The following is a 24,831-nucleotide window of genomic DNA, read 5'->3' on the forward strand; positions in this document are numbered from 1 at the left end:
ATGGCAAACAGCTGACAGATCAATGATCTGTCACTACATAAAAATTGTTAGTCATACCTTTTAAAACTACCCCGTCAGTCTTCGACTGCCACCCCTTCGTACCAAAGGGGAATGAAAATTATGAATTTTTATAATTCTCAATATACTCTAATACAACTTCGTGGTGATCTTTAGTTTTAAACTTATTAAAGACATGATTGATCTTGCCGTCTTTGTCTATAAAGAAGCTAATTCTATGGATGCCATCATATACTTTACCCATAAACTTCTTCTCGCCCCAGACACCAAATTGTTCAGCGACTTTGTGATCTTCATCACTTAGAAGTTGTATTGTTAGGTTATCTCTTTCTTCAAATTTCTTGAGGCGTTTTGGCGCATCTGGACTGATACCAAGAACTACAGTGTCAAGCTTAGCTAGTTTGTCACTAATACTGCTTAGACCGATAGATTGAGTAGTACAACCTGGAGTCATTGCTTTTGGATAGAAGTAAATTAAGACATTCTTTTTACCTTTAAAGTCGCTTAATGATACTTCTTCGTTATTTTGATTTTCTAATTTAAAGTTTGGAGCTAATTGTCCTTGTTCTAGTGTTTTCATTGTTTTCTTGCCTTGTATCGTATTCTATTTTTTTGATAAAAATTTTGTGAAAATTTTCCAGTCATTCTCAGATATAAATAAAGAATCTTTAATACGACCGTTTTTATCGTACGTGTCTTTTATTGTTTTATAGTTTTTGATTGCAATAACTTTTGCATTCTCATATTGATGGCCTACAACACCAGAATTGCAATCATGGTTTCTATAACATAATTTAACAAGTAATCCCAATTTGTAGTAATTGTTTAAAGTAGATTTTAAATCTTCTATTCTACCTTCTTTTTTTTGTTTAGTTATTAAAGCTCTAAACCGTTTTCTTTCTTCACGAAATACTGCTGGCGATGGATCTTTAGCGATCCTTAATAATGAGAAAGTCTCATTTTCTTTCAAATTATTATTTTGCCTTTCTGCTTTTGACAGTACTGAGTTTAAGTAGTCTGGCAGTTTGTTTTTTTGACTTAATTCTTTAAGAATGTTTATACCTCGAGGAAGATCTCTTACTAATTTTTCATCTATCAATATTCTCCCTAGTTCAGCGAAAGAGTTAATGTTGTCCGGGGAAGATTTTTCTAGAAATTCTATACTTTTCTCTAAAAAAAATTTTCTGTTATTCCCCCTTATATACCAAGCAGAATAGTTTCTGTAAGCAATAGCAAGGTTATAATATAAATCTATATCTTCAATATCTTTTATTTTACTCTCAATAGATTCGATTTCATTAATCATCTTATACTTATTACTATCGTTAATATTGCTTGCATATTCACTGTATGAGTTACTAATGTTTTGAAGCCTTTTAATATATTTTTGTATATCATGTGAATGCATTTTATTAGTTAAGAATAATGATTTAAAAAATTTTAACATTATTTTAAAACCTTATTTTTTTATGAAATTGTTAGAGATACATTTATCCTATTTCTTCAATCCTCTCAACCAATCCAACCAGCTATCAAAACCAGCACCAGTTTTTACAGATAGCTCAAATATTTTCACATCTGAACGAATTTTTTTAATATTAGCGATACATTCTTGGATATCAAAATCTACATAAGGAGATAGATCAATCTTATTGATAACAACTACATCAGCATAATAAAACATATCAGGATATTTAAGTGGTTTATCAGCTCCTTCAGTCGTTGAGATAACAGCTACACGATGCTTCTCACCAAGATCAAACATTGCTGGACATATTAAGTTACCAACATTCTCAATCATCACAAAACCATCTTTGATTTCACCTAAGTGTTCAAAAGCATGACCAACCATGTGAGCATCTAGATGGCAAGCTTTACCAGTATTTATCTGATAAGCTTTTGCACCTGCTTTACGGATTCTCTCAGCATCTAGATCTGTGTGTTGATCGCCCTCAACAACTACGATAGGGTGACTACCACCAAGCTCTTTGATAGTTCTCTCAAGTAGAGATGTCTTACCAGAACCAGGACTTGATACAAAGTTTAGGGCAATATTATTATCCTTAGCTAATACATCCCTATTTTGCTCGGCATATTGATCATTTGCTTCTAAGATTGCTTTTTCTAACTTTACAGCGTCGCCTTCATGACCATGATGATGGTGATGATGATTGCTATCTGTTCCACATCCGCAAGTTGTACACATAATTTACTCCTTAATTAAAAACTATAGATTCTACGAGCATATCTTTACCTTTGAGAATATCTTTCTCAAAACTACCACAGTTTGGGCATTGCTCATATAATCTGGTTAATTCAAATTCATGTTCACAAGCTTTGCATTTTGCTATAGCTTGCTCATGTATTATTTCTAGCCTTGCTTGTTCTAAGACACTATCTTTTGCAGCTACTGGGAACCAAAACTCAAAAGATTCAATATCCACACCAGCTAAATTACCGATTTTGACAACCACTTTAGATACTTTTTTAGAGTTATTTTCAGCTGCTTTCTTAGCGATACTTATGACACTTTGACACAATGAAAACTCGTGCATAAGGACGAATCCAAAACTACGTGACTATACTTATATTATACCAAAATATAAGCTGTAAGTATCTGCTGACCTAAGGATGATTAATTTTTGTTGAATTATAAATTATACTGTTTTAGTATAGTTTCGATGCCTTGAGCTAAACTTTTGCAGTAGCTCTTCTTTGGATTAAAGAGTTTATAATCATAGCTATAAGAGTGATTATCGCACCAGCTGTTAGTATATATGCCGGAGCTAAATTATTATTTGAGAATTTGATAGTGCTGATTACAAGCATAGGTGTCAGACCACCAAAGACAGCAAATCCTAGATTATATGCAAAACCTATGCCAGTATAGCGAACATCTTGCTTAAACAAATCAATCAACATCGCAGGTATATTGCCCCAACAAAGAGCTACCAAAATAGCACTAAGAACTATAGCAATAAAATAGAAATTTTGATGTGATGTGTATGTAGTATAAATGACAAAGCTAAAAGCACAGGTAGCCAATATACTAATTAACAAAATCAAATTTCTACTAACTTTATCAGCAAATAGACCAACAGCTACACAAAGGATAGAAATAATAATCACACCAAGACTATTAATCCATGTGAAGTTATCTAAGTGAAGATTTAGAATAGTACTAAAATATGCCGGTAGTAACAAAAATAGTGTCACAAAACAAAGAGCTCCAAATGACACAATAATTGTTGAATAGATCAAGTTCCAGCGATGAGTTAGAAGCATCTTTGTAATCGGTAGAGAAAACTCTTCATTCACAAAAGGATTAAACTCTTTGATATCAATAAGCTGACGTCTAAGATAGTATGCAACAAGCCCAAACAGACCACCTAATATAAAAGGTATGCGCCAACCATAGGTAAGCATACTCTGACTTGTGAAGAACTCCAATAGCAAACTTTCAACTATAAATCCTATAGCAACACCAAGTATCAAGAATCCAAAAATCACCGCAGTCATAAAACCACGCTTCTCAGGGACAGCTTCGCCAACATAAGTGATAGCACCGGGTATCTCGCCACCGACAGATATTCCTTGAGCTATTCTGCATAGTACTAACAATATAGGTGCCATAATCCCAATACTATTATAAGTAGGCAATATACCAATCAAAAATGTTGATAATGCCATAATCAAAATAGAGATTGTAAAAGTCTTTTTCCTGCCATATTTATCACCAAAATGACCAAAAATAATGCCACCAAAAGGTCTAGCTAGATAGCCAACAGCATAAGCACTGAATGCGATTAATAAAGATGTAATTGCTGACTGGATAGGAAAGAAAAGCTTAGAAATATAACTAGCAAGTAGAGCGTAGATAATAAAATCATAAAACTCAAGCATACCGCCTAAACTTGATAGTAATAGTGCTTTACGTTGATTTTTTTGTAACATATTGTTTTCGGTATTAAGAAATAATTATTTAGTTGCTTAGTATATAACGTTTCTAATCTTATTTCATTTAGGTTGATAGTAACTTCTTTATAAAAATAGATATTTCTAAAATGCTCTATATAACTAAATCGAAGACTTGAAGAAAAGTAGGTAGAAAAATAGTTAAGATATATTTCTGTTTAAGAGTTAACTTTTAAAAGTTCAACTTGGAAAGAAAGTAGCTGATTTGGTCCAATAGCAGCATTACCACTAGTGCCATAAGCTGTGTCTGGAGCACAGTATACTATAGCTTTTTCGCCAACTTTCATTTGAGGAATAGCATCTTGCCAACACTTAACTACGCCTGATAGCGGGAAAGTAGCAGGTGTGCCTCTATCGTATGAGCTATCGAACTGGTCACCAATTAGATTACCTTCTTGGATAGTTTTTATAGCAGCTTCTTTATCATCTGCATAAGCTTGAGTAGGAGTAGTTCCTCTGTAGTTAACAGTTACTGAATCACTTTTAGTAGGTTGAGCACCATCTCCTTGTTTTAGAACTTGGATATATACACCCTTGCTACCATCGACCTCTTTGATACCGTCAACTTTAGCTATAGCTTGTTGGAAGTCATTAGCTAATTTAAGGTTGTTTGTAGCTGCCTCAATTTGAGCTTTTTGCATCTTTTCCATCATTTCTTTTTGGAATGCTTGCATGATTTGCTGAGCCTTAGCTTCAGGTATTTCAGACTTTTGACCAGCAAGCGCACTTTGCAGACCTTTGTCGAAGTTTGCTTGATCGATAGTTATTTTTCCTTTGCTTAGTTGCTCACCTACGCCTCTACCTATCAGGTAGCTGACTTTGCTCATATCTAAGCCATTTGACTCAGCTTTTGCACTACTTGCAGTAGTAGTTGGTGCATCAGCAGCAAATACAGCTGTTGATAAAAGTATCGATGAGATAGCAATTGTTAGTTTTTTCATTTTTATTCCTTTGATTTGTATTATCAGTTAAGATTTTAAAGTATTGTTAAACAAATTTGAATATGATTGGTATTGTTAGTTACTATTTCATTCTAGCTAAGATATTATCTTTTACTATTAACTGGTGGTGTAGAGCAGCAGCTATATGTAGTACCACTAGCACTAATAAAACTGATGCAAAGATATAATGATAACTAAAGATTTTGCTACCTAACTCAAAGTTTGGAGTTATGATCTCTGGGAATGGTATCACAAAGAATATCTTCCATGGATAGCCCATTAGCATCGAGCCAACTACTCCCGAAAAAGCCATACCAAAAGCTGAAATATATAAGCCAAGATGCACTATTTTAGCTACGATTAATTGTAGTAATGGTAGTGGCGGGTTATATGGCGGTTTGATACTAAAAAACCTAGCAACAACCAACAGAGGTATCACAAAGAAAATTACTAAACCAAAAGATTTATGCAAGGTCATAATCCATTTTGAATCAAATAGATCATAAGCATAACCGAAGCCCAAAATAAGCTGAGCTATTATCAAAAAAGCCAATAAGCTATGTAGAACTCTAACAGGTAGACTGTATTTCATAATCATAGATAAAGTTAATAGAGTGTTTTTTGATTGTATAGTATTTACAAACTTTTGAGAAATATTTTAATCTCGAGTATGCCAAATCTTTCTAAATTCTTTGATGATTTGGTCATGACGTAATAGAAAATCATCAGTATCGTATTTTTCATCATATTTCTGGGTTTTAACAACTCTTTTATCTTCATTAAGAATGATTTTATTGGTGATACTAAATACTATATCTGCGATAGGTTTGATGATTTTACCAGTCAAAAACTTACGATAATTTACTAAATATAGCTTTGTTTGATGCTCATTAATAGGCACAAAATAAACACAAATTTTAAGTTTATCAGCATTATTGAGTAACCAAAAGTTAGGAAAGATGTACTTTAGCATTAAGCGTTGGTTTTTTAGTGCTTCTATATATTCATCACTTATATTTAGTTTTATATCTTGAGGGATTTTGTATCCTCTGCCGATAGATCTCCTATGTACAGTAGCTAAGTGAGTATAATCAAGTTGGTTCTCGATACAGTGGCGGATGTTGTTATCCCATGTGTCAGTCAAAAGAGAGTACTTACCAGCAAAATCATTATATAGCTTTTGTGCAAATTCAAAAGCGTAGCTATTATCTAGTTCTTCATCAAAAACATTTATCCAAATCATGTCAGCGACAATTTTTGTTGGATAGCTTTTAACATGTAGTTTTGGGATAGCGCCTTGAGTTTCTGGTGTGTATATACAGTTGCCTTGTGTGTCAAAACTAAAGCCATGAAAGGGACAAGCTATAGCTCCGTCACATACTTTGCCTAAACTCAATTCTGCACCACGATGAGGACAGCGATTTTCCATAGCTATTATTTTCTCAGCATCTTTCCATAAAACAAGATTTTTACCGAGTCTTTCTAGTTTGATAGGTTTGGATTTGATTTCTTTGATATGAGCTATAGCATACCAAGCTTTGGGAATGTTATTTATCATTGAGCACAAAAATTAGTTTTTGCATGAGTAGAATTATACCTCAAGCTATTAGATAATTAATACTATTGAAATCTTTTAGATACTATAAATATGAGTGCAAACCAAAATAATCAAGAGATAGTCGGAGGGTTAATTCTCTTCGCTGCAGCTTTTGTTGCAATACTTATAAATAACTCACCATTATCTATCTACTATGGAATGCTTGAGACAATCAATGTCAAACTAGGAATTGAAAATCTCGTTATCGACAAAAATTTAATGCATTGGATTAATGATGGTTTGATGGCCATATACTTTTTATATATCGGTTTAGAAATCAAAAGAGAGATAATCTCAGGGGCATTATCAAAGCCTTCTAATATTATAATACCGGCTATAGCAGCTCTTGCAGGACTGGCAGTTCCAAGCTTGATATATTTATCAATCAACTATGATGCTAATATCACAGGTTGGGCAATACCTTCTGCAACAGATATAGCATTTACTTTAGGTATATTAGCTCTACTTGGTTCAAGAATCCCAGCGAAGCTAAAGCTATTGGTTGTTACAATCGCTATTTTTGATGATATAGCTGCAATAGTAATTATTGCGATATTTTATACTAAGTCGCTATCATTACTTTCGCTATCTTTAGGGACTCTTTTTATATTGGCAATGATTATTTGTAATAGAGTATTTAAGGTTAATAGAAGCTCTGTATATGTAGTTCTCGGTTTCTTTGCTTGGTTTTGTACGATTAAGTCTGGAGTTCATGCAACTTTGGCAGGTTTTACAACAGCTCTGTGTATTCCATTTAGAGAGAATGACAAAGATTCTCCAGCTAATTTTATGGAGGAGTCTCTTCATCCTTGGGTTATCTATTTTATATTGCCTGTATTTGCATTTGCTAATGCGGGTATCAATTTCTCAGGGATGAGTATTTCTATAATATTTGAGCCAATTACATTAGGTATTATATTGGGATTATTTGTTGGTAAACAGTTGGGTATTTTCTCCATATTAGCTATTTCAAAGAAGCTGAAATTATTTAAGCTAGGAGAGTCTTTTTCGAGTTCTCAGATATATGGTATAAGTCTTTTATGTGGTATAGGTTTTACCATGAGTTTATTTATCGGCACACTTGCTTTTGATGATAATTATACTCTTAGTGCAATCAAAGTAGGTGTGATAGTAGGTTCTTTACTCTCAGGAATTTGTGGTTATATAGTTCTAAGGTTTATAGCTAGAAACCCTCACTGATCTAACTGTATAAGTATTTTTAATATATAATGAAATTATGATGATTCAGCTCTAGTTGATTAAATGTTTGAAAGAGACTCAAAAAAAAATCAATCTACAAAATTCTGCTTAATGAGTTGGAACTCATACAAAATTGACTATAAAGATACAGAAACATTCAAAGCCTATATCAGGCACACATACTTTAATCACAATATTGATATCTTTTGTCTACAAGAGGCGGTACATCAACATGATACTAAATTTCCTATCGACAAATTTGATATAAACTTTGCATCTAATATTGTGTTGCGTTCACATAACTATGGGGTAGCTACAGTTAGTCATTTCCCAGTGATAAAAAATGTCAAAATACTTACAACTCATCGAGAGTCTGTAATAAATACTCACAAAGCCTCTTTGATTACACATTTAAATATAGATGGCACAAAAGTTGTTGTTGTGAATATCCATGCAATCAATTTCAAAAGTAATAAAGTTTATGAGTATGAATTTGAGAAAATAAAAGAATATATCTCTCCAGAGAAGTATAAGCATCCTATTATAATCGCAGGGGATTTTAATACTTGGAATAGAAGACGAGTAAAGTTAATCAAAGATTTCTGTAGAGAATTTAGTTTTAAAGTAGCTTTTATAGATGAGCCTCAATTAGTCAAATCTTTTCAGAGCAATCATTTAGATTTTGTATTATACAGAGGTCTAAATCTTGAAAAAGCATCTGTTTTAGATTGCAAAAAAATATCAGATCATAATCCGATTATTGCAGAGTTTTGTATCAAATAAATATTTGATTAACCACCATAAGACTTAGTTTTATCGTTGATGATGTCATAGCAAAGATCAGTCAACTCAGCGACAGAGTAATCTTTTGGATCAATAGGTTTTCCAAAAGACATTCTAGCGATACCAGGCTTCACAAAGTCACCTTTTTTACGTCCAAAATATACTCCAAAGTTATGAGCAACAGGTATTATTGGAACATTTGATACTTTGGCTAATTTCATTGCAGAACGATGAAACTTAGGATACTCTCCAACAGGAACCCTTGTACCTTCTGGGAAGATTATAATACTTAAGTTTTTGTTTTCTATTCTATCTTTGCCATCTTCAAGCACTTTTTTGATTGCAGAAAGACCTTTTGATCTATCTACACCGATAGCTTCAGCAAATATGTTTGTCTTACCAAATATTGGTTTTTCTAGTAATTCTTGTTTCATTACAAAACAGCAATCATGTACAAGACCATAAAATACAAAAGTCTCCAACATTGATTGGTGCTTAGAAACATAAATGCAAGGATAGTCTGGGATATTTTCTTTGCCCTCAACTTTTACATATATTTGCAATATAACCAAAGTTCCTAGACGATACAAACAAGACCATATCCAACAGACAAATAGCCTAACTTTTAATGATGCTCCTAATACTCCAACAGTATTCATCAGCAAACAAGAAAATAGTAGAACTATATATCCATAGACCTTGAAGACTTGCATTCTTGCTAGTAATAGTAGATGAAGAATTTTTTTCATCTGATTGACCTCTTATTTAACCTTTAAACTCTTTTGTTTTTTCCGTTATTACCTTATGACAGTAAGTAGTTAGAGTCTTCGAGTCAAAATCTCTAGGATCTATGCGTTTACCAAAATCCATTCTAGCAATACCAGGCTTAATTACCTGTCCCCATTTTTTAGGGAAAAATCTCCCAAAATTATGAGCAACAGGAATAATATAAGTATTTGCATCAGCTGCTAGTTTCATTGCAGAACGTTGAAACTCTGGATATTCGCCAATATTAACTCGCGTACCTTCTGGAAAAATTACAACATTGATTCCATCTGCTAGACTTTGTTTACCATCTGTAACAACTTTTTTTAACGACTCTCTTGGCTTATCTCTATCTATAGCGATACTGCCCAGGTTTTTCATCGCCGTACCAAAGATTGGAGCATCAAAAAGCTCTTTTTTCATAATAAAATGACATTTACCAATTAAGCCGTAAAACATAAATGTCTCTAGCATTGATTGGTGTTTAGATACATATATACAAGGATAATCTTTGTCGATGTTAATACGACCACTTACACGAATATACACTTGTAAGAAAACAAGCATCCCTATCCAATAAAGATAAGTCCAAACCTTGCAGACAGCCATTCTCCAAGCAATAGGAAGATTAAAAAAAGCGAATATATTTATAAGGATACTACAACCACCAATAACAGCAAATGAGTAGAGTTGGAAAGCAGTCATCCTAGCCCACATTAGAATATTCCAAATCTTTTTAAAAAAAGATTTCATTTAAAGACTCTCCATAAATTTTTAGTAGTTTTATTTAACTATCAGTTTGTACAAAAGCTCAAAATTATTAGTGTCATTATACACTTTTTACAAATAGCTGCCGACAAAAAAATAAGCTTATGAAGAAAATAAGATAAGATTCTTAGATAAAAATGAAAGATTATTTTTCTAAATATTTTAACTTATCTGGAACAGATGCCCAGTTATCAGCATCTTCACAAGGATCACATTTTTCGACGATATTTGGCCAAATACTAGCTAACTCTCTGTTAAGATCAAGCATTTGCTCTTGGCTCTCTGTAAGATCATCACTAGATTTGATAGCATCGACAGGACACTCAGGCTCGCAAAGAGCACAGTCGATACATTCGTCTGGGTTTATTACTAACATGTTAGGACCTTCATAGAAACAGTCAACAGGACATACTTCTACACAGTCACCATATTTACATTTGATACAATTTTCAGTAACTACAAATGGCATTTTACTAAATCCTTTCGTTATTTTACTTTTTTAGAAGAAACTCACAAATTATAGCATAGATATGAAAAAGGTAAATATTAATCTATTTTGTTGATTATGTGTGACAAAGCCTAAATTTTTCATACATCTGTAGTACAAAATAAAAGAGCTAAAATTAGAAATATCTATTAACAAGTGGTACTATTAGCATAAGATTTATAATAATGTTTTGGTTAAAAATGAAAGCTGAACTTGACCCAAGAAAATTAATCGCTGCGACAACAATATCTGTAGCGGTTTTGTTTTTTGTAACATATCTTGTATCTATTGCAGATGGTAATAATACTTTATGTAATCCATTTATTTCTGGTTGTTCTGATATTACGCATGCTGGATTTACATCGTATGAGAAGTATATGCTCAAAGCTATACTGATACCAACAGCTACGCTTATGGCAGTGATTTTCTTTTTTATCACGCAGTTGCTTGTTCAAATAAGTGATAATAAAAAATCAATAATTAAGCAAGGTAAAGTTATGCTTTTCTTAGCATCTGTTGGTTGTATTGGCTTAATAGTTGGGACTTCAGTCATTGATGGTCAGCAGACTCTTATGAAAGTTCATCTAAAGGGTGTTGCTGTGTTCTTTGTACTAATGAGTATTTGTCAGGTTTGGTATACAATTATCGAATATATGTATTCAGATCGACTAAACAAAGTACCACTTATTTTGCGTAGATTTGCCATTTTGATAACGGCAGCTTTTTCGATATGGTCAGTATTTATGGATCAGACAACAGTTAATCATAATATTGTTGAATGGTGGGGTGTTTATGCTCTTATTTTCTGGTTCTGGACATTTTCTATTACTAAAATTAAGTAGATCTTAACTGTCTAAATAAGACTACTTGTCTGAGATTTTCAATTCAATCTAGATAAATTTTGCTTAGGGCTTTTTTAGAGGCGTCCAAAGCTTGTTGTGTTGATTGACCCTTAGCTAAAACTACTCCCATACGGCGTTTACCATGGATTTCTTTTTTGCCAAAAATTCTAATATCTATATTTGAGTCAGATAGAGCAGCATCAATCCCTAATATGCTTGGATCTGTAGATTCTCCTTCAAGTAATATAGCCGCTGATGCTGAGGGTTGAAGAGTTTGTATTTGCGGTATCGGTAACCCTAATATTGCACGCAGATGTAATTCAAATTCATTAATGTTTTGTGATATGAGTGTTACCATGCCTGTATCGTGAGGACGAGGAGAGACTTCATTAAAAAATACTTCATCACCCTTTATAAATAACTCAACACCAAAAACTCCATATCCACCTAGAGCATTTGTGATCTCTTTGGCTATCTTTTGAGATTTTGCTAGAGCTATATCCGACATTGCATGAGGTTGCCAAGAGAATCTATAGTCACCATCTTTCTGGATATGTCCGATAGGATCACAAAATGAAGCACCACCTTTATGTCTAACAGTTAGAAGTGTAATCTCATAATCAAAATCTATAAATTGCTCGACAATTACACCTTTAGCATGACCTCGAGAGCCACTTTGGGCATAATCCCAAGCTTTTTGAACTTCGCTACGTTCTTTGACTATAGATTGTCCTTTGCCCGAGGAGCTCATTACTGGCTTAATTACAAATGGTAGTCCAATAATCTCAACAGCGTCAAGATATTCTTTTTGATTATTCGCAAAAGCAAATTTAGATGTCGCTAGACCAAGCTCATTAGCTGCTAGAGATCTTATACCTTGGCGATCCATAGTGAGCTTTGTAGCTTTGGCGCATGGGACAATATTGAAGTTATGAGCCTCTAACTTTACTAAGCTATCAGTATTTATAGCTTCAATTTCAGGAACTATATGGGTTGGTTTTTTTGTTAATATTAGTTGTTCAAGAGCATCAGCATTTAGCATATCTATAACATAGCTCTCATGAGCTGCTTGCATAGCTGGCGCATTCTCGTAACGATCTACAGCTATAGTGTGTATGCCAAGTCTCTGAGCTGCTATGATAAATTCTTTGCCAAGCTCGCCTGAGCCAAGTAGCATGATTTTAATGTTAGAAAGATTCATATTGATAAATATATTGTGAGAATTATTCTTAAAAGATATTTTATCAGAAAGGAGAAGGTTAAATTAAGGTTTTATGATAGTTTAGTAACTACTTGATATTGTATACTTCTTTCATTGCGTGAGCAAAACTGTAAGAATCTTTACCTGTAGTCATAATTCCCTTATTGCTTGCACCACCAAACTTATCTTGCTCTGCTTGCCATACAAAAGCACCTATATCTTGATGTTCTTTAGCAAATTTTGAAGCAGAAACTATCGGAGCATTTGGACCATTTGTTTCAGATTCCCATCCAATTACAGGATAGTTATTAACCCATTCACCACTAGCAAGATCATAACCCATTACAAATTTTGTTTTAGTATTGTTGCCTGCAGTAAGCAATCTAGTTACTATATCATAAGCTGTATTAGGATTCATTTTTGAGGAGTTATAGTTTTGAACAAATATTGAATCAAAACACTCATGACCACCACACGCATCTGCTTTGAGCATGCTATCAAACCTTTTATTACCACTTGCAGCCCAGTATAGATCATTAACATCTGTTTGAGGTGCTGCTGTTATGAAAAACCCTCTAGGGAATTTATCAGCTTGTTTATTTGCAGCTTCTCTAATTGCTGTGATTAACTTAGTTATTTTAGGGTATGTTTGAACACCATCAACTAAAACAACATCTGCATCTGATATTCCTGTACTAGCACCCTCTAAATCAAAATCAACACCATTTATATGATTTTCAGCAGCGAAAGATACAATATCTTCAGCTATTTTATTTATAGATTGATCTGATGAAAGATCTGGTGTCCATGTGTTTTCATGAGCGATACCACCAAATGACATAATAACTAAAGGAGCATCTTTTTTGGTATAATCATAGTCCCAAGTACATCCACTTGCGCATATTGTAGCATCATCAAACATACCAACACTTGTATTGATGACTTTACCAAAGGCTAATAGAGCAATGTTATAACCATTTTTGCCCATATTATCTATAGAAGTTATTTTATGATTCCAGTCCGCACCCCAAGAAGCTGTGTATCCTCCAATGACTTTTTCAGGCCAAGCACCAGCAATTTCATAGCTAATAGTGTTATCACCTTGAACCTTACCATCAACTATAGTTATGCTATTTGCATTATAGTTAGTGCCATTAATTTCATAGCTTTCAGGTTTTATAGTAAATTCACCTTTTGAAGGAATACTTGTTGTATTTGAGCCACTATCCAAGTTTATAGAATCACCGTACTTATCTCCATTAGAAGATATTCTTTCTGCTGTTACAGTTTTACTAGGAGAAGCATCTTCAGGGAATTTAACATTGAAACTAACATTAGCAGGTTTAACATCTTCTGCTTGGAAGCTTACATTTAGGTTTATCTCTTTAGTTTCTTCACTAACTACTACAGGGTTAGGAGTAATAGTTTTAGCAACATAGTTTTTTGAACCATCAGAGCTTAAAATACTACTAACTGAAATATCATAAGAACCTTTAGCCACTGTTATAGGCGTTGGGTTATTAGGGTTTATAGTATATGTTTGAGAACCAATTTTAATATCAACCTTATCTATAGCTTGAGGTAGACCTGTAGTTTTGATATTCACTTGAGCCTGTACTATAGCTTCACATAGTACCCAAGCTGAGCTATCAGCAGGAGAAGCACTAGTCCAATAATCATTTAGAAGTTGATATATAGAACCATCAAATTTAACAAAAGCACCTTTACTATAACCACCCCAGAAGCCACCTTGACCATTAGGGATAAAATCTTTTACATCTTTTGGAATAGTGTCACACTTGCCAGGTACTGGAGCTGGTTGCTTTGTATATGTTAAATTTATAGAGCTAGAATCTTTTGTCATAGCAAAAAAGTTTGGAGAAATAGACCCATTAGTTGCACTAATAGTGTAATTGATAGTTTGACTATCTGAGTATGGTAATGTTACCTGATTATTTGTGACAGCATAAGACTTACCATTCGCTGAGAATTCAATTTTTGCATTAGCAGGTAAACTATCTCCAGATAGTTTTACAGAGATTGTTTTTTCTGTAGTAGGTTCTGGCGATGGACCAGGATCTTTGCATCCTTCTGTCCAAGCCTGTTGCCAAGCAGTACCTTTGCCTGGCTCATAAGCCCAAGCAGCTGAAGAAGAGCACCATCCCGGTATATCACATACATAGCAAGATTCCGCATTTTTTACTTCTTGCCCCTTAGAATAACTAGTACCAGCGTTATACTCTACAGCAGCATAGCTTGTAGCTCCGCATGCTGTTAATAAAGCGCTTATTAATAGCTTTTTATAGTTCATATAATTGCTCCGAATCTAAAATTTTATATAAAAATGAATTGCTGTTATAGTATATAACCTATTAGGAAATAGTAAATTATCAGAAAATAACAAGCACCTGTTAATTTTTACCAACTAAGAAAGACAATTTAAAGAAATATACAAAAGGATTTATTTAGAAAAAACTATATTGTGGTCACTATCTACATCAACAACTATTTTATCTTCTGCTTTAAACTCTCCATCTAATAGTTTAAGTGCTAGAGGATTTTCTAAGTTGCTTTGGATAGCTCGTTTAAGTGGTCTAGCACCAAATACAGGATCAAAACCAGCATCAGCTAATTTATCCATAGCTTTAGCAGTTACTTCTAAACCTATATTTAGATCTCTTAGACGTTTTTCTAAGCGCTTAATCTGTATCTTAGCTATTTCAGTTATCATCTCTTTGTTTAGAGGTTCAAACACAATAGCATCATCAATCCTATTTACAAACTCAGGTCTGAAGTGGCTAAGTACCATTTCCATTACAGCATCTTTGACTGTGTCATAGTCTTGACCTTGCATTTCTTGGATTCTATGCGAACCAAGGTTAGAAGTCATAACTATTACAGTATTCTTAAAGTCAACTGTTCTGCCTTGACCATCAGTTAGTCGCCCATCATCTAATACTTGTAGCAAGATGTTAAATACATCTGCGTGAGCTTTTTCAACCTCATCTAATAAAATTACAGAATAAGGTTTTCTTCTAACATGTTCAGTCAGATAACCGCCTTGCTCGTAACCCACATATCCTGGAGGAGCACCTATCAATCTAGCTACAGAGTGTTTCTCCATAAACTCAGACATATCTACTCTAAGCATTGCATCCTCATCATCAAATAAGAATTCTGCTAATGCTTTTGTAAGCTCAGTTTTACCTACACCTGTTGGACCTAAGAACATAAATGAACCTATAGGTCTATTTGGATCTGATAATCCGGAGCGAGATCTTCTCACAGCATTTGATACTGCTTTTATAGCCTGATCTTGGCCAATTACTCTCTTATGTAGGAAGCTTTCCATGTTTAGAAGCTTATCTTTTTCTCCTTCCATCATCTTAGAAACAGGTATGCCAGTAGCTTTAGAAACTACATCAGCTATTTCATTTTCTGTAACAGATGTTCTTACAAGTTTATTTTCAGAGGGTTCTGCTTCAGTATTTTCAATTTGTTTAATTTGAGCTTCAAGTTCTGGTATTTTACCGTATTGTAGTTCAGCCATTTTGCTCAAATCACCAGCTCTTTGGTATTTCTCCAGCTCAAACTTAGCTTTCTCCAACTCTTCTTTTAGCTTACTTGTACCTTGCATTTTAAGCTTCTCAGCTTTCCAAAGTTCCTCAAAGCCTTGATACTCAGATTCTAAGCCTTTGATTTCAGCCTCTAATATTTCTAAACGCTTTTTGGTAGCATCATCTTTTTCTTTTTTTAACTGCTCACGTTGCATTTTTAGCTGAATAATTCTACGGTACAAGCTCTCCATTTTTTCAGGTTTAGAGTCTATTTCCATACGAATTTGGCTAGCTGCTTCATCCACTAAATCAATAGCTTTATCAGGTAGTTGCCTATCTGTGATATATCTATGTGATAATGTAGCAGCACTCACAATAGCGGAGTCTGTAATGTTTACACCATGGTGCAACTCATATCTTTCTTTCAGACCTCTAAGTATAGCAATAGTATCTTCAACAGTTGGCTCATCAACTAGCACTTTTTGGAATCTTCTTTCAAGTGCGGGATCTTTTTCAACATACTCACGATATTCATCTAAAGTCGTTGCACCAACACATTTCAGCTCACCTCTAGCCAAAGCAGGCTTTAGCATGTTACCAGCATCCATAGAGCCTTCTGCTTTACCAGCACCAACCATAGTATGTAACTCATCTATAAATAGAATCACATTACCTTCTTGTTTTGATAATTCTTTTAAAACAGATTTTAATCTCTCTTCAAAATCGCCTCTAAATTTAGCACCAGCTAATAATGCACCCATATCTAAAGATAATACTTTTTTGCCTTTGACCCCTTCTGGTACTTCATCATTAACTATTCGTTGAGCTAAGCCCTCTACAATAGCAGTTTTACCAACACCTGGCTCACCTATAAGCACAGGGTTGTTCTTAGTTCTTCTTTGTAATACTTGTATAGTTCTACGGATCTCACTATCTCTACCTATAATTGGATCAATCTTTCCTTTTCTCGCTAAATCTGTCAGATCCACTGTATATTTATCCAATGCGCCTTTCATATCTTCTTGATTTTGACTACTCACTTTCTCTCCTCCGCGATAATCATTGACTGCTTTTGTCAGTTTTTCTTTTGTAATACTAAACTTGTTATATAGTCCAGTTAAACTTTTGTCTTCTAAAGAGGCTAACAAGAAAACTTCACTTGAAATAAACTCATCGCCATTTTTATTAGCAAGCTCTTGCATCTTATGTAATGTGGCTATCAAATCTCTAGATAGAGCTACTTGAGGATTACCTTCCCCTGATAGTACCGCAACACCATCCACCATATCATTTACAGCTTTTATAAAGTTTTGTATATTAACACCACAAACACTAAGAATTGATGCAACAACACTATCATTTTGTTCCAAAAGAGCTTTTAGCATGTGTGCTGATGTAAACTCAGTAGCTTTTTGCTGAAAAGCATAAGATTGAGCTTCTGCTAATGCTTCCTGTAGTTTTATTGTAAATTTATTTATATCCATTATTTCCCCCTAAGAAATAGTATCTGTTATATATTTAAGGATACTTTGCTGTTTTTCAAGTAATAAATTAAGCTTATTGGAAAAAAAATATAGATAAGTTTTAATATGTTTTATTGGTGTTTTTGTTTTACATTCTTAACGAATAATAAATAGTACTTGTAGCTTGTTATCAAGAGTTCTAAAATACAGTTCTAAATATTTTATTAACTTATAAAATGAATATATTACAAAACACTTTTACTGGTTGGAGTAAAAGAGAGGTTAGCTGGCTAATTAGCTGTATAGTATTAACTATTATTGCCGCATTTATTAGTGGAAGTAGTGCATTTATACTCATATTCTCTGTTATTAGTATTACAAATTTAATATTAGCAGCTAAGGGAAAAGTTTTTAATTATGTTTTAGGGTTTATAGCAGCGGTTATGTACGCTGTGATCTCATATCAAAACCAAGTTTATGGTCAATTACTTCTTGCGGTACTTTTTTTGTGTCCAATACAGTTTTATGGTTGGTATAACTGGACTAGACCCAAAAACACAACTAAAGAAAAACATATAAAAATCAAAAAATTAACGAGATTACAGTTTATAAGTATTTTGGCTTTTATAGCTGTGGTATCTACTATATATGGGTACTTTGTTTTACATCTATATTTTGGTCAAAATGTGGGGTTGGTCGCAGATGCTATTGTTGAAGTTACTTCAATTATAGCTTTTATACTTACAGTATTGTTATTTAAAGAGTTTTGGATACTCTGGTTGGCTGTAGATGTTTTGACAATTTCAATTTGGGTTGATGGGATTTTGGATTCAGCAATTACTATTGCAATTATTCCTGTTATTATTACCAAAATTGTAGCATTAATAAATGCTATCTATGGCTATATAACTTGGAGAAAGAATTATAATTTACAAAAGCAAAGTAGTCTTTAATTATTTTTAGTTGCGGCTTTCATTTCTTTAACGAAATATTCAAGTTCACTAAGCATTGTCTCTTTATTTGAGAGATTGTTTTGAATTATTTTTACTGTTGCGGAACCTGAAATTGCACCAGCCGCACCTGCTTTGATAGCTTGTTGTACTTGCTCAGGTTTAGAGATACCAAAACCTAAGATTGGCTTGGGTGCATTATATTCTCTAAGTTTAGCTAACACATCTTCTACGGGCATATTTGCTGCAGTTTCTGCACCTGTTACGCCAACTCTTGAAAGCAAGTAAGTATAACCACTTCCAAGTTCAGAAATTTGTTTAAGAGTAGTCTCATTAGCATCAGGCGGAGCAATGAATATCTGAGAAATACCTACTCTTTTAGCAATATCACGAAACTCTTTAGATTCATGAGCTGGTACATCAGCTATAAGTATAGAATCAACACCTGCAGCTAAACATTTTTGATAAAAATTCTCTATACCATTGGCATAAACTAAATTAGCATAAAGCAATAAGCCAATGGGGATATGAGGGTATTTTACTCTTATTTTTGTGAGGATATCAAAACAATCTTTAGGAGTTACGCCACTCGCTAGGGCACGAATATTTGCTTCTTGAATTGTTGGTCCATCTGCTAAAGGATCAGAAAAAGGTATACCTAGTTCAAGAGCATCGGCACCTGAGCTAACTAGAGTATCGATAATCTCAAGAGATAGTTCTTTATTCGGGTCGCCAATTGTTACAAAAGGTATAAAAGCACCTTCATTTCTTTTCTCTAAACTTGCAAAAAGGGTTGTGTATCTATCCATTACTAAATCTCTCCCTTTTCTTTTAAAATGTCATGTACTGTAAAAATATCTTTATCACCACGCCCAGATAAATTAACAACCAAAAGTTGCTCTTTATCAGGATTTTCGTAAGCAAGCTTAAGAGCATATGCTAAGGCGTGAGATGATTCTAGAGCTGGGATAATTCCCTCTTTCTTACAAAGCAATTTAAAAGCATCTAACGCTTCATCATCAGTAGCAGATGCATATTCAGCACGACCTATTGCTAGTAAATGGGCGTGCTGTGGACCAACAGACGGGAAATCTAGACCTGCTGATATAGAGTACGACTCTTCAATTTGTCCGTCTGAGTTTTGCATTAGTGGTGCCTTCATACCAAAAAATATACCAGTTTTACCATGCTTGAGAGGCGCTCCATGTTCACCAGTTTCAATACCTTTACCAGCAGGCTCTACACCTATCAGTTGTACACTAGTTTCATCAATAAAGTCAGCAAACATACCAATAGCATTTGAACCACCACCAACACAGGCAATCACAGCATCAGGTAATTTACCTTCTTTAGCGAGAATTTGTTGTTTGGTTTCTTCACCAATCATTCTTTGAAATTCTCTAACAATTGTCGGAAAAGGATGAGGTCCTGCTGCAGTTCCTAATAAATAATGAGCTTTGTTATAGTTTGCTGACCAGTCTCTTAGTGCCTCGTTACAAGCATCTTTAAGCGTTGCTGAACCGCTATGTACAGGTATGACCTCAGCACCCATTAATTTCATTCTAAAGACATTAGGGCTTTGGCGTTCAACATCCTTAGCACCCATATATACTCTACATTTTAGATCAAGTAGTGCGCAAGCCAAAGCAGTAGCAACACCATGTTGACCAGCTCCAGTTTCTGCAATTATCTCTTTTTTACCCATTCTCTTGGCTAATAGAGCTTGACCAAGTACTTGATTGGTTTTGTGAGCACCACCGTGTAGTAGATCTTCACGTTTTAGATATAATTTAGTTTTTGTGTTTTTGACTATATTTCTAGTTTTTGTCAAAGCAGTTGGACGACCTGCATATTCTTGTAAAAGTTCTTTAAACTCTTGTTTAAAACTTTCATCAGCCTGTGCTTTTATAAATTCATGCTCTAGTTGATCAAGAGCAGGCACAAGTATTTGTGGTACAAATTGACCACCATACTCACCAAAATAAGCATTTAGTTTTGACATTTAAATACTATAATTAAATTTTAATGCTTATATTATCGCTAATATTTGTTGCAAAGGCTAGAGTAGAAAGATGCTGATATCAATATTATTTTAAATTGTAAATTTTAGAAAATTTATCATCCAAATAATCAATATAGTATTTAGCGTTTAGATATTCTCCACACATATCATGGATAATTTCATCAGCAGGTTTTAGACTACCAAATTGATGTATATGCTTAGTTAAGAAGTTCAGTATTAGTTCTAGTTTATTTTCTCTAATTGCAGCATTTACATCAAATTCTTTATTCATGTAGTAAAAAATCTGTGAAGCATACGCACTACCAAGAGCATAAGTTGGGAAATAGCCAAACAATCCAGCAGACCAGTGAACATCCTGTAATATCCCATCAGAGAAATTATTTGGAATTATGCCTAAGTATTTTTGATATTTATCATTCCATAGCTTTGGCAACTCGCTAACATCGAGATTTTTTTCAAAGATTTCTTTTTCTATTTCAAAGCGTACTAGTATATGTAGGGAGTATGTTAATTCATCTGCTTCTACACGAATTAGGCTAGGGTTAACTTTGTTAATAGCTCTATAGAAGTCTTCTTCATTAGCACTAGTCAAGTTTTCAGCAAATAAGTTTTGTAATTCACTAAAATTACTATCCCAAAATGCTTTATTTTTACCGACTAAGTTTTCATAAAATCGTGACTGTGATTCGTGTATGCCTAAGCTAACACCAGTGCCTAATATAGTATCATAAATATTATCTCCGATATTTTGCTCATACATGGCATGACCAGTTTCATGGATAGTACCAAATAATGAAGAAGTAAAAAGATCCTCAATATAGCGTGTTGTCATTCTAACATCATATTTATTGAAGTTTAGAGTAAATGGATGAGCACTTTCTTTTAGAATACCGCTATCAAAGTTAAATCCTAGTTGCTTAGCTATTTTGTGAGAATACTCTTTTTGCTTATCAATATTATATGGTTTATCAATACAGCTAGTATTAACTTGTATAGCATCTTTTATCTTTTCTAGAAGAGGTACTATTCTTTCTTTTAGACTGTCAAAGAAAGGTTCTAATTTTGCAACAGTCATACCTTCTTCATAATCATCAAGAAGCACATCATAGGGGTGCTCATTATAGCCGATTCTTTCGACATACTTTTTTTGATACTTTATAATCTCTTCTAAATATGGAGTAAATACTTCAAAGTCATTATCTTTACGAGCTTTTGTCCAAATATTTTGAGCTTGTGATAGTAGTTTGTTGTATGCGACATATTCATCTTTTGGTATTTTGCTTAGTCTATCTTTTTGCTTTGTTGTTAGATACACAATCCTTTTGTTAGTCTCATCAAGTGCTGACAAGTTGTTATTTAAGCACTTTAAGCTTTTAGTTATTTCTTCACTATTAGTTATTTCATAGATTTTTTCACTGAAAAAACCAATAACTTCAGATGTGGTGTTGATTGAGTTTTTGGGAGCTTCTGTTTCTAAGTCCCAGTGCATTAGAGAAATTACGTGATTATATTTCTTCTTTTGAGATAGGTTGTCCTTGAGTATCTGGAGCTGACTTTTGATTTCGCTCATTTTTTTCCTTCGCCTGCTGTTTTCTTTCATTAGAAATAGTACGTCTTAATAGAGTATCATATATTGGTTTTTGATGATGAATATATGTCAGCATCGACGCACTAAAGCAAGTTATCATCAGAGGAAGTAAAAGGTGGAAGTTCCATGTCATTTCCATTACTAGTACAATACCAGTCAGTGGCGCACCTACTGTCGCAGTAAATAAGGCACTCATCCCAGCTACAGCAAAGACACCAGCATCAATATTATACTCAGGGAAAAGCTGAGCTATAGATAGACCATAGGCTAGACCAAAAACAGTCCCAAGAGCAATCATCGGTGCAAATATACCACCTGTAACACCCGTCCCATATGAGAAAATTACACCGGCAAAACGTAGAGCAAATAAAACTAAAAGCATTTTGATAGATAGGTTGTAGTCTAAAGCATTTGCTATAACTATGTATCCACCGCCCACAGCATTTGGAGAAAGTACAACACCGACACCAAATACTATACAAACAGTTATAACTAGAGTCCAGTATCTTCTCTTAGATCCATCTGAAAAGAAGTTGGCGACTTTGATAATTGATTTGTTAAATAGTAGTCCAAAGTAACCAAAGATAATACCCAATACCATAAATAACCAAAGAGTATTTTGTGGAACTGCACTAAATGTCTCGACACGTATTGCAGGGGGATTGCCCATAATAGCTCTAGAAACAATAGTACTCATTATACAAGCTACAAGAACACATTTTATTGCTGAAACACTAAACCTAAATTTCCTATTCATTTCTTCGATTACAAAGACAATCCCAGAAAGAGGTGTGTTAAATGCAGCAGCTAAACCAGCACCAGCACCAGCAGATATTACAGCGTTTGCATACTTTTTGGTAAGTTTGAATCTATCTACAAAGAACTGCGCTAATGCAGCTGCCATGTGTATTGAAGGACCCTCTTTACCTAAACTTAAACCAGAGCCTAAAGAGAAAAGGCCACTCACAAATTTTACAGGGACTACTCTTTTACGTAATTTTCGACATCCTTTTAGCGCTCCTTCTACTTCTTGGATACCACTACCACCAGCTTCTTTGGCAAACTTTCTAACTATAAGTATTGATATCACTACCATAGTTATAGTTAACGAAACAGACATTATGATTTGGATAAATAGATTACCACCACTTACAGAAAACAACATCTTTTTAAGTTCACTAATAGAGTCTAGGATTAATTGGAAAAATGTTGCAAATAGGCCTACTAATGTTCCTATAACAGCGCCAGATAATACTAACACCCATATATGGCGATTGTTTTTATAATATGTGTCTAGTACTTTATTACTCATGATAATACAGTAATACTGGGTCAGTTCAGAATTAACACAAATTATACATATTTGAAAGTTTTTAAAAAGAAAAAGTTGACCAAAAATCGATAAATACTTATCTAGGTTATATTTTTGGTTATAGCATTTGCTATATTTATAGAATCTTTCTCGTCACCGAGAGTTCCGACTCGAATTTTTATCTCAGTAGAGCGGGTACTTAGACTAGTCAGATTAATAGTTACATCATTGCCATTCTGAGATGCTTTGACTTCTGCTGTTTTATCTTTATATGATTGGCTAAGTAGAGAAAACTGTTTATCCATTTGCATAGTTTTGATAGTTGCATTGTATACAGAGCGGATATCTTTCGGTACCTCAATTATATAATCACCATTTACATAATATACAGCACCACCAGCAACAACTGCTGCTCCTATTAAAAGTGCAGTGGCAACACAACTATTCAGAGATATCAGCATGATAACTGATAAAATGATAAAGTGAGCTTTTTTGAACATTACTAAGAAGCTTTGTATACGTTAGCCTGAATTTGATCCATAAGTTTTGATGACATTGCTTGATCACCAAAAGTTCCAAACTTGATAGTTACTTTAGATATTTTATCAGTAAGACTATCTATCTTGATACTAAAGCTTGTACTATCTATCTTAGTAGCACCCTCGATATCGGCAGATTTTTTAGTTTTATCAATATCTTTTGACACCAGAACGAAGTCGTTGTTATCATTAACTGCCTTAAGAGCTGCCTTATACACAGCAATGTAGTTACCTTCTATATTCATAGAATAGTTACCTTCTACATAGGCAACAGTACCACCACCAACAGCAACAGCAGCTACAATACAACTGTTCAATGTTAGTGCAGAGGCAGATATTGTTGTTGCAATAAGAAGTTTTTTAAAGATAGTCATTTTAGTTAACCTTTAAATTATAGATTTTTTTGGATTTGTCCCATTAGTGTAGCTGACATTGCTTGATCACCAAATGTACCAAATTTGATGGTTACTTTTGATGCGTTTTTAGTAATTTCACGTATTTCAATATAGAAATCAGTAGAGCCTACTTTAGTTTTACCTTTGATATCAGTTTTAGTTGGAGCTACATTTTTCTTAGTAATCACTAAGTTGTCATTTTCACTAATAGCTTTAAGAGTTGCATTGGTAACATCATTTAGGCTACCATCTAAGTTCATTGAATACTTACCATCAACATAAGCAACAGTACCAGCACCTACTGCACCAGCTACAACTAACCAGCAACTACTTAGCGATAATGCTGATGCTGCAAGTAAAGTGGCAGTTAATATTTTTTTTAGTTTCATGATTTGATCCTCATATTAAATATGTTATAACAAGCATA

Annotated in this window: 25 protein-coding genes; 4 read left to right on the top strand and 21 right to left on the bottom strand. The window is 33.8% G+C overall.

Annotated features, from left to right (window positions below):
* Nucleotides 1-118: 118 nt before the first annotated feature.
* The 8 genes from bcp to FTPG_RS02640 all read right to left on the bottom strand — a co-directional run bounded on the left by bcp (nucleotide 119) and on the right by FTPG_RS02640 (nucleotide 6,489).
* Nucleotides 119-598 (bottom strand): thioredoxin-dependent thiol peroxidase, encoded by a 480-nt coding sequence (gene bcp / locus FTPG_RS02605; RefSeq protein WP_004286868.1) that lies wholly within the window; start codon nucleotides 596-598, stop codon nucleotides 119-121.
* Nucleotides 599-622: 24 nt separating this feature from the next.
* Nucleotides 623-1,465, bottom strand: coding sequence for a hypothetical protein (locus FTPG_RS02610; protein WP_004286870.1), 843 nt, complete (start codon nucleotides 1,463-1,465; stop codon nucleotides 623-625).
* Nucleotides 1,466-1,513: 48 nt separating this feature from the next.
* Nucleotides 1,514-2,224 (bottom strand): hydrogenase nickel incorporation protein HypB, encoded by a 711-nt coding sequence (gene hypB, locus FTPG_RS02615; RefSeq protein ID WP_004286871.1) that lies wholly within the window; start codon nucleotides 2,222-2,224, stop codon nucleotides 1,514-1,516.
* Between the two features lie 10 nt (nucleotides 2,225-2,234).
* A complete protein-coding gene (gene hypA, locus FTPG_RS02620; RefSeq protein ID WP_004286872.1) occupies nucleotides 2,235-2,573 on the bottom strand; it encodes a hydrogenase maturation nickel metallochaperone HypA in 339 nt (112 codons plus the stop codon).
* Nucleotides 2,574-2,709: 136 nt separating this feature from the next.
* The gene (locus FTPG_RS02625) at nucleotides 2,710-3,972 is read right to left on the bottom strand and encodes an MFS transporter (RefSeq protein ID WP_004286873.1); all 1,263 of its coding nucleotides are present in this window, start codon (nucleotides 3,970-3,972) and stop codon (nucleotides 2,710-2,712) included.
* A 179-nt stretch (nucleotides 3,973-4,151) separates the two neighbouring features.
* The gene (locus tag FTPG_RS02630; RefSeq protein WP_035722165.1) at nucleotides 4,152-4,934 is read right to left on the bottom strand and encodes an FKBP-type peptidyl-prolyl cis-trans isomerase; all 783 of its coding nucleotides are present in this window, start codon (nucleotides 4,932-4,934) and stop codon (nucleotides 4,152-4,154) included.
* An 82-nt stretch (nucleotides 4,935-5,016) separates the two neighbouring features.
* The gene (locus tag FTPG_RS02635; RefSeq protein ID WP_004286875.1) at nucleotides 5,017-5,532 is read right to left on the bottom strand and encodes a cytochrome b; all 516 of its coding nucleotides are present in this window, start codon (nucleotides 5,530-5,532) and stop codon (nucleotides 5,017-5,019) included.
* A 60-nt stretch (nucleotides 5,533-5,592) separates the two neighbouring features.
* Nucleotides 5,593-6,489 (bottom strand): aromatic ring-hydroxylating oxygenase subunit alpha, encoded by an 897-nt coding sequence (locus FTPG_RS02640; protein WP_035722224.1) that lies wholly within the window; start codon nucleotides 6,487-6,489, stop codon nucleotides 5,593-5,595.
* A 93-nt stretch (nucleotides 6,490-6,582) separates the two neighbouring features.
* On the opposite strand from FTPG_RS02640, the gene nhaA reads away from it, so the two are divergent.
* Nucleotides 6,583-7,731, top strand: coding sequence for a Na+/H+ antiporter NhaA (nhaA, locus tag FTPG_RS02645; protein ID WP_004286877.1), 1,149 nt, complete (start codon nucleotides 6,583-6,585; stop codon nucleotides 7,729-7,731).
* Between the two features lie 63 nt (nucleotides 7,732-7,794).
* Nucleotides 7,795-8,514, top strand: coding sequence for an endonuclease/exonuclease/phosphatase family protein (locus FTPG_RS02650; RefSeq protein WP_004286878.1), 720 nt, complete (start codon nucleotides 7,795-7,797; stop codon nucleotides 8,512-8,514).
* An 8-nt stretch (nucleotides 8,515-8,522) separates the two neighbouring features.
* Here the strand turns inward: FTPG_RS02650 and FTPG_RS02655 are convergent, their stop codons facing one another.
* The 3 genes from FTPG_RS02655 to fdxA all read right to left on the bottom strand — a co-directional run bounded on the left by FTPG_RS02655 (nucleotide 8,523) and on the right by fdxA (nucleotide 10,516).
* Entirely contained in the window at nucleotides 8,523-9,263 is a 741-nt protein-coding gene (locus tag FTPG_RS02655; protein WP_004286879.1) for a lysophospholipid acyltransferase family protein, read from the bottom strand.
* A gap of 16 nt (nucleotides 9,264-9,279) precedes the next feature.
* Nucleotides 9,280-10,032: a lysophospholipid acyltransferase family protein gene (locus tag FTPG_RS02660; RefSeq protein ID WP_004286880.1), complete on the bottom strand. Its 753-nt coding sequence runs from the start codon at nucleotides 10,030-10,032 to the stop codon at nucleotides 9,280-9,282.
* Nucleotides 10,033-10,192: 160 nt separating this feature from the next.
* Entirely contained in the window at nucleotides 10,193-10,516 is a 324-nt protein-coding gene (fdxA, locus tag FTPG_RS02665) for a ferredoxin FdxA (RefSeq protein ID WP_004286881.1), read from the bottom strand.
* Between the two features lie 218 nt (nucleotides 10,517-10,734).
* Between fdxA and FTPG_RS02670 the strand changes: the two genes are divergently transcribed.
* On the top strand, nucleotides 10,735-11,376 hold the full coding sequence (locus FTPG_RS02670) for a Frag1/DRAM/Sfk1 family protein (protein WP_035722226.1): 642 nt from the start codon (nucleotides 10,735-10,737) through the stop codon (nucleotides 11,374-11,376).
* Nucleotides 11,377-11,419: 43 nt separating this feature from the next.
* On the opposite strand, the gene purT is transcribed toward FTPG_RS02670, so the two are convergent.
* The 3 genes from purT to clpB form a co-directional block, all read right to left on the bottom strand.
* The gene (purT, locus tag FTPG_RS02675; protein WP_004286883.1) at nucleotides 11,420-12,577 is read right to left on the bottom strand and encodes a formate-dependent phosphoribosylglycinamide formyltransferase; all 1,158 of its coding nucleotides are present in this window, start codon (nucleotides 12,575-12,577) and stop codon (nucleotides 11,420-11,422) included.
* 88 nt (nucleotides 12,578-12,665) lie between these two features.
* Nucleotides 12,666-14,888 carry a glycosyl hydrolase family 18 protein gene (locus FTPG_RS02680; RefSeq protein ID WP_004286884.1) on the bottom strand — a complete coding sequence of 741 codons (2,223 nt, stop codon included), beginning with the start codon at nucleotides 14,886-14,888 and terminating at the stop codon, nucleotides 12,666-12,668.
* A 150-nt stretch (nucleotides 14,889-15,038) separates the two neighbouring features.
* The gene (gene clpB / locus FTPG_RS02685; protein ID WP_004286885.1) at nucleotides 15,039-17,618 is read right to left on the bottom strand and encodes an ATP-dependent chaperone ClpB; all 2,580 of its coding nucleotides are present in this window, start codon (nucleotides 17,616-17,618) and stop codon (nucleotides 15,039-15,041) included.
* A 215-nt stretch (nucleotides 17,619-17,833) separates the two neighbouring features.
* On the opposite strand from clpB, the gene pnuC reads away from it, so the two are divergent.
* The gene (gene pnuC / locus FTPG_RS02690) at nucleotides 17,834-18,550 is read left to right on the top strand and encodes a nicotinamide riboside transporter PnuC (RefSeq protein WP_004286886.1); all 717 of its coding nucleotides are present in this window, start codon (nucleotides 17,834-17,836) and stop codon (nucleotides 18,548-18,550) included.
* Here the strand turns inward: pnuC and trpA are convergent.
* From trpA to FTPG_RS02725, 7 genes are all read right to left on the bottom strand, one after another.
* Nucleotides 18,547-19,356: a tryptophan synthase subunit alpha gene (gene trpA / locus FTPG_RS02695; RefSeq protein WP_004286887.1), complete on the bottom strand. Its 810-nt coding sequence runs from the start codon at nucleotides 19,354-19,356 to the stop codon at nucleotides 18,547-18,549. The two genes, pnuC and trpA, sit on opposite strands and share 4 nt — an antisense overlap.
* 2 nt (nucleotides 19,357-19,358) lie before the next feature.
* Complete coding sequence (gene trpB, locus FTPG_RS02700) at nucleotides 19,359-20,549, bottom strand: tryptophan synthase subunit beta (protein WP_004286889.1); 1,191 nt, start codon at nucleotides 20,547-20,549, stop codon at nucleotides 19,359-19,361.
* An 85-nt stretch (nucleotides 20,550-20,634) separates the two neighbouring features.
* Nucleotides 20,635-22,140 (bottom strand): carboxypeptidase M32, encoded by a 1,506-nt coding sequence (locus tag FTPG_RS02705; RefSeq protein ID WP_004286890.1) that lies wholly within the window; start codon nucleotides 22,138-22,140, stop codon nucleotides 20,635-20,637.
* Nucleotides 22,076-23,470 (bottom strand): H(+)/Cl(-) exchange transporter ClcA, encoded by a 1,395-nt coding sequence (gene clcA, locus FTPG_RS02710; RefSeq protein WP_035722168.1) that lies wholly within the window; start codon nucleotides 23,468-23,470, stop codon nucleotides 22,076-22,078. The genes FTPG_RS02705 and clcA overlap by 65 nt, the downstream gene beginning before the upstream one ends.
* Before the next feature lie 101 nt (nucleotides 23,471-23,571).
* Nucleotides 23,572-23,970, bottom strand: a complete 399-nt coding sequence (locus FTPG_RS02715; RefSeq protein WP_004286892.1) for a DUF3568 family protein — start codon at nucleotides 23,968-23,970, stop codon at nucleotides 23,572-23,574.
* A 2-nt stretch (nucleotides 23,971-23,972) separates the two neighbouring features.
* Nucleotides 23,973-24,383 carry a DUF3568 domain-containing protein gene (locus FTPG_RS02720; protein WP_004286893.1) on the bottom strand — a complete coding sequence of 137 codons (411 nt, stop codon included), beginning with the start codon at nucleotides 24,381-24,383 and terminating at the stop codon, nucleotides 23,973-23,975.
* Nucleotides 24,384-24,400: 17 nt separating this feature from the next.
* A complete protein-coding gene (locus FTPG_RS02725; RefSeq protein WP_004286894.1) occupies nucleotides 24,401-24,793 on the bottom strand; it encodes a DUF3568 family protein in 393 nt (130 codons plus the stop codon).
* Between the last annotated feature and the right edge of the window lie 38 nt (nucleotides 24,794-24,831).

Source organism: Francisella philomiragia subsp. philomiragia ATCC 25015 (assembly GCF_000156715.1).
GTDB classification, from domain to species: domain Bacteria; phylum Pseudomonadota; class Gammaproteobacteria; order Francisellales; family Francisellaceae; genus Francisella; species Francisella philomiragia.

Excerpts from the sequence above, each read along its gene's own strand:
- FTPG_RS02655 (WP_004286879.1), bottom strand. The coding sequence starts at position 9,263 with ATGAAAAAAATTCTTCATCTACTATTACTAGCAAGAATGCAAGTCTTC.
- FTPG_RS02610 (WP_004286870.1), bottom strand. The coding sequence starts at position 1,465 with ATGTTAAAATTTTTTAAATCATTATTCTTAACTAATAAAATGCATTCA.
- FTPG_RS02630 (WP_035722165.1), bottom strand. The coding sequence starts at position 4,934 with ATGAAAAAACTAACAATTGCTATCTCATCGATACTTTTATCAACAGCT.
- FTPG_RS02625 (WP_004286873.1), bottom strand. The coding sequence starts at position 3,972 with ATGTTACAAAAAAATCAACGTAAAGCACTATTACTATCAAGTTTAGGC.
- FTPG_RS02680 (WP_004286884.1), bottom strand. The coding sequence starts at position 14,888 with ATGAACTATAAAAAGCTATTAATAAGCGCTTTATTAACAGCATGCGGA.
- fdxA (WP_004286881.1), bottom strand. The coding sequence starts at position 10,516 with ATGCCATTTGTAGTTACTGAAAATTGTATCAAATGTAAATATGGTGAC.
- trpB (WP_004286889.1), bottom strand. The coding sequence starts at position 20,549 with ATGTCAAAACTAAATGCTTATTTTGGTGAGTATGGTGGTCAATTTGTA.
- purT (WP_004286883.1), bottom strand. The coding sequence starts at position 12,577 with ATGAATCTTTCTAACATTAAAATCATGCTACTTGGCTCAGGCGAGCTT.
- nhaA (WP_004286877.1), top strand. The coding sequence starts at position 6,583 with ATGAGTGCAAACCAAAATAATCAAGAGATAGTCGGAGGGTTAATTCTC.
- FTPG_RS02705 (WP_004286890.1), bottom strand. The coding sequence starts at position 22,140 with ATGAGCGAAATCAAAAGTCAGCTCCAGATACTCAAGGACAACCTATCT.
- FTPG_RS02715 (WP_004286892.1), bottom strand. The coding sequence starts at position 23,970 with ATGTTCAAAAAAGCTCACTTTATCATTTTATCAGTTATCATGCTGATA.
- bcp (WP_004286868.1), bottom strand. The coding sequence starts at position 598 with ATGAAAACACTAGAACAAGGACAATTAGCTCCAAACTTTAAATTAGAA.
- hypB (WP_004286871.1), bottom strand. The coding sequence starts at position 2,224 with ATGTGTACAACTTGCGGATGTGGAACAGATAGCAATCATCATCACCAT.
- FTPG_RS02635 (WP_004286875.1), bottom strand. The coding sequence starts at position 5,532 with ATGATTATGAAATACAGTCTACCTGTTAGAGTTCTACATAGCTTATTG.
- FTPG_RS02670 (WP_035722226.1), top strand. The coding sequence starts at position 10,735 with ATGAAAGCTGAACTTGACCCAAGAAAATTAATCGCTGCGACAACAATA.
- FTPG_RS02660 (WP_004286880.1), bottom strand. The coding sequence starts at position 10,032 with ATGAAATCTTTTTTTAAAAAGATTTGGAATATTCTAATGTGGGCTAGG.
- FTPG_RS02725 (WP_004286894.1), bottom strand. The coding sequence starts at position 24,793 with ATGAAACTAAAAAAAATATTAACTGCCACTTTACTTGCAGCATCAGCA.
- pnuC (WP_004286886.1), top strand. The coding sequence starts at position 17,834 with ATGAATATATTACAAAACACTTTTACTGGTTGGAGTAAAAGAGAGGTT.
- trpA (WP_004286887.1), bottom strand. The coding sequence starts at position 19,356 with ATGGATAGATACACAACCCTTTTTGCAAGTTTAGAGAAAAGAAATGAA.
- clpB (WP_004286885.1), bottom strand. The coding sequence starts at position 17,618 with ATGGATATAAATAAATTTACAATAAAACTACAGGAAGCATTAGCAGAA.
- FTPG_RS02720 (WP_004286893.1), bottom strand. The coding sequence starts at position 24,383 with ATGACTATCTTTAAAAAACTTCTTATTGCAACAACAATATCTGCCTCT.
- hypA (WP_004286872.1), bottom strand. The coding sequence starts at position 2,573 with ATGCACGAGTTTTCATTGTGTCAAAGTGTCATAAGTATCGCTAAGAAA.
- FTPG_RS02650 (WP_004286878.1), top strand. The coding sequence starts at position 7,795 with ATGTTTGAAAGAGACTCAAAAAAAAATCAATCTACAAAATTCTGCTTA.
- clcA (WP_035722168.1), bottom strand. The coding sequence starts at position 23,470 with ATGAGTAATAAAGTACTAGACACATATTATAAAAACAATCGCCATATA.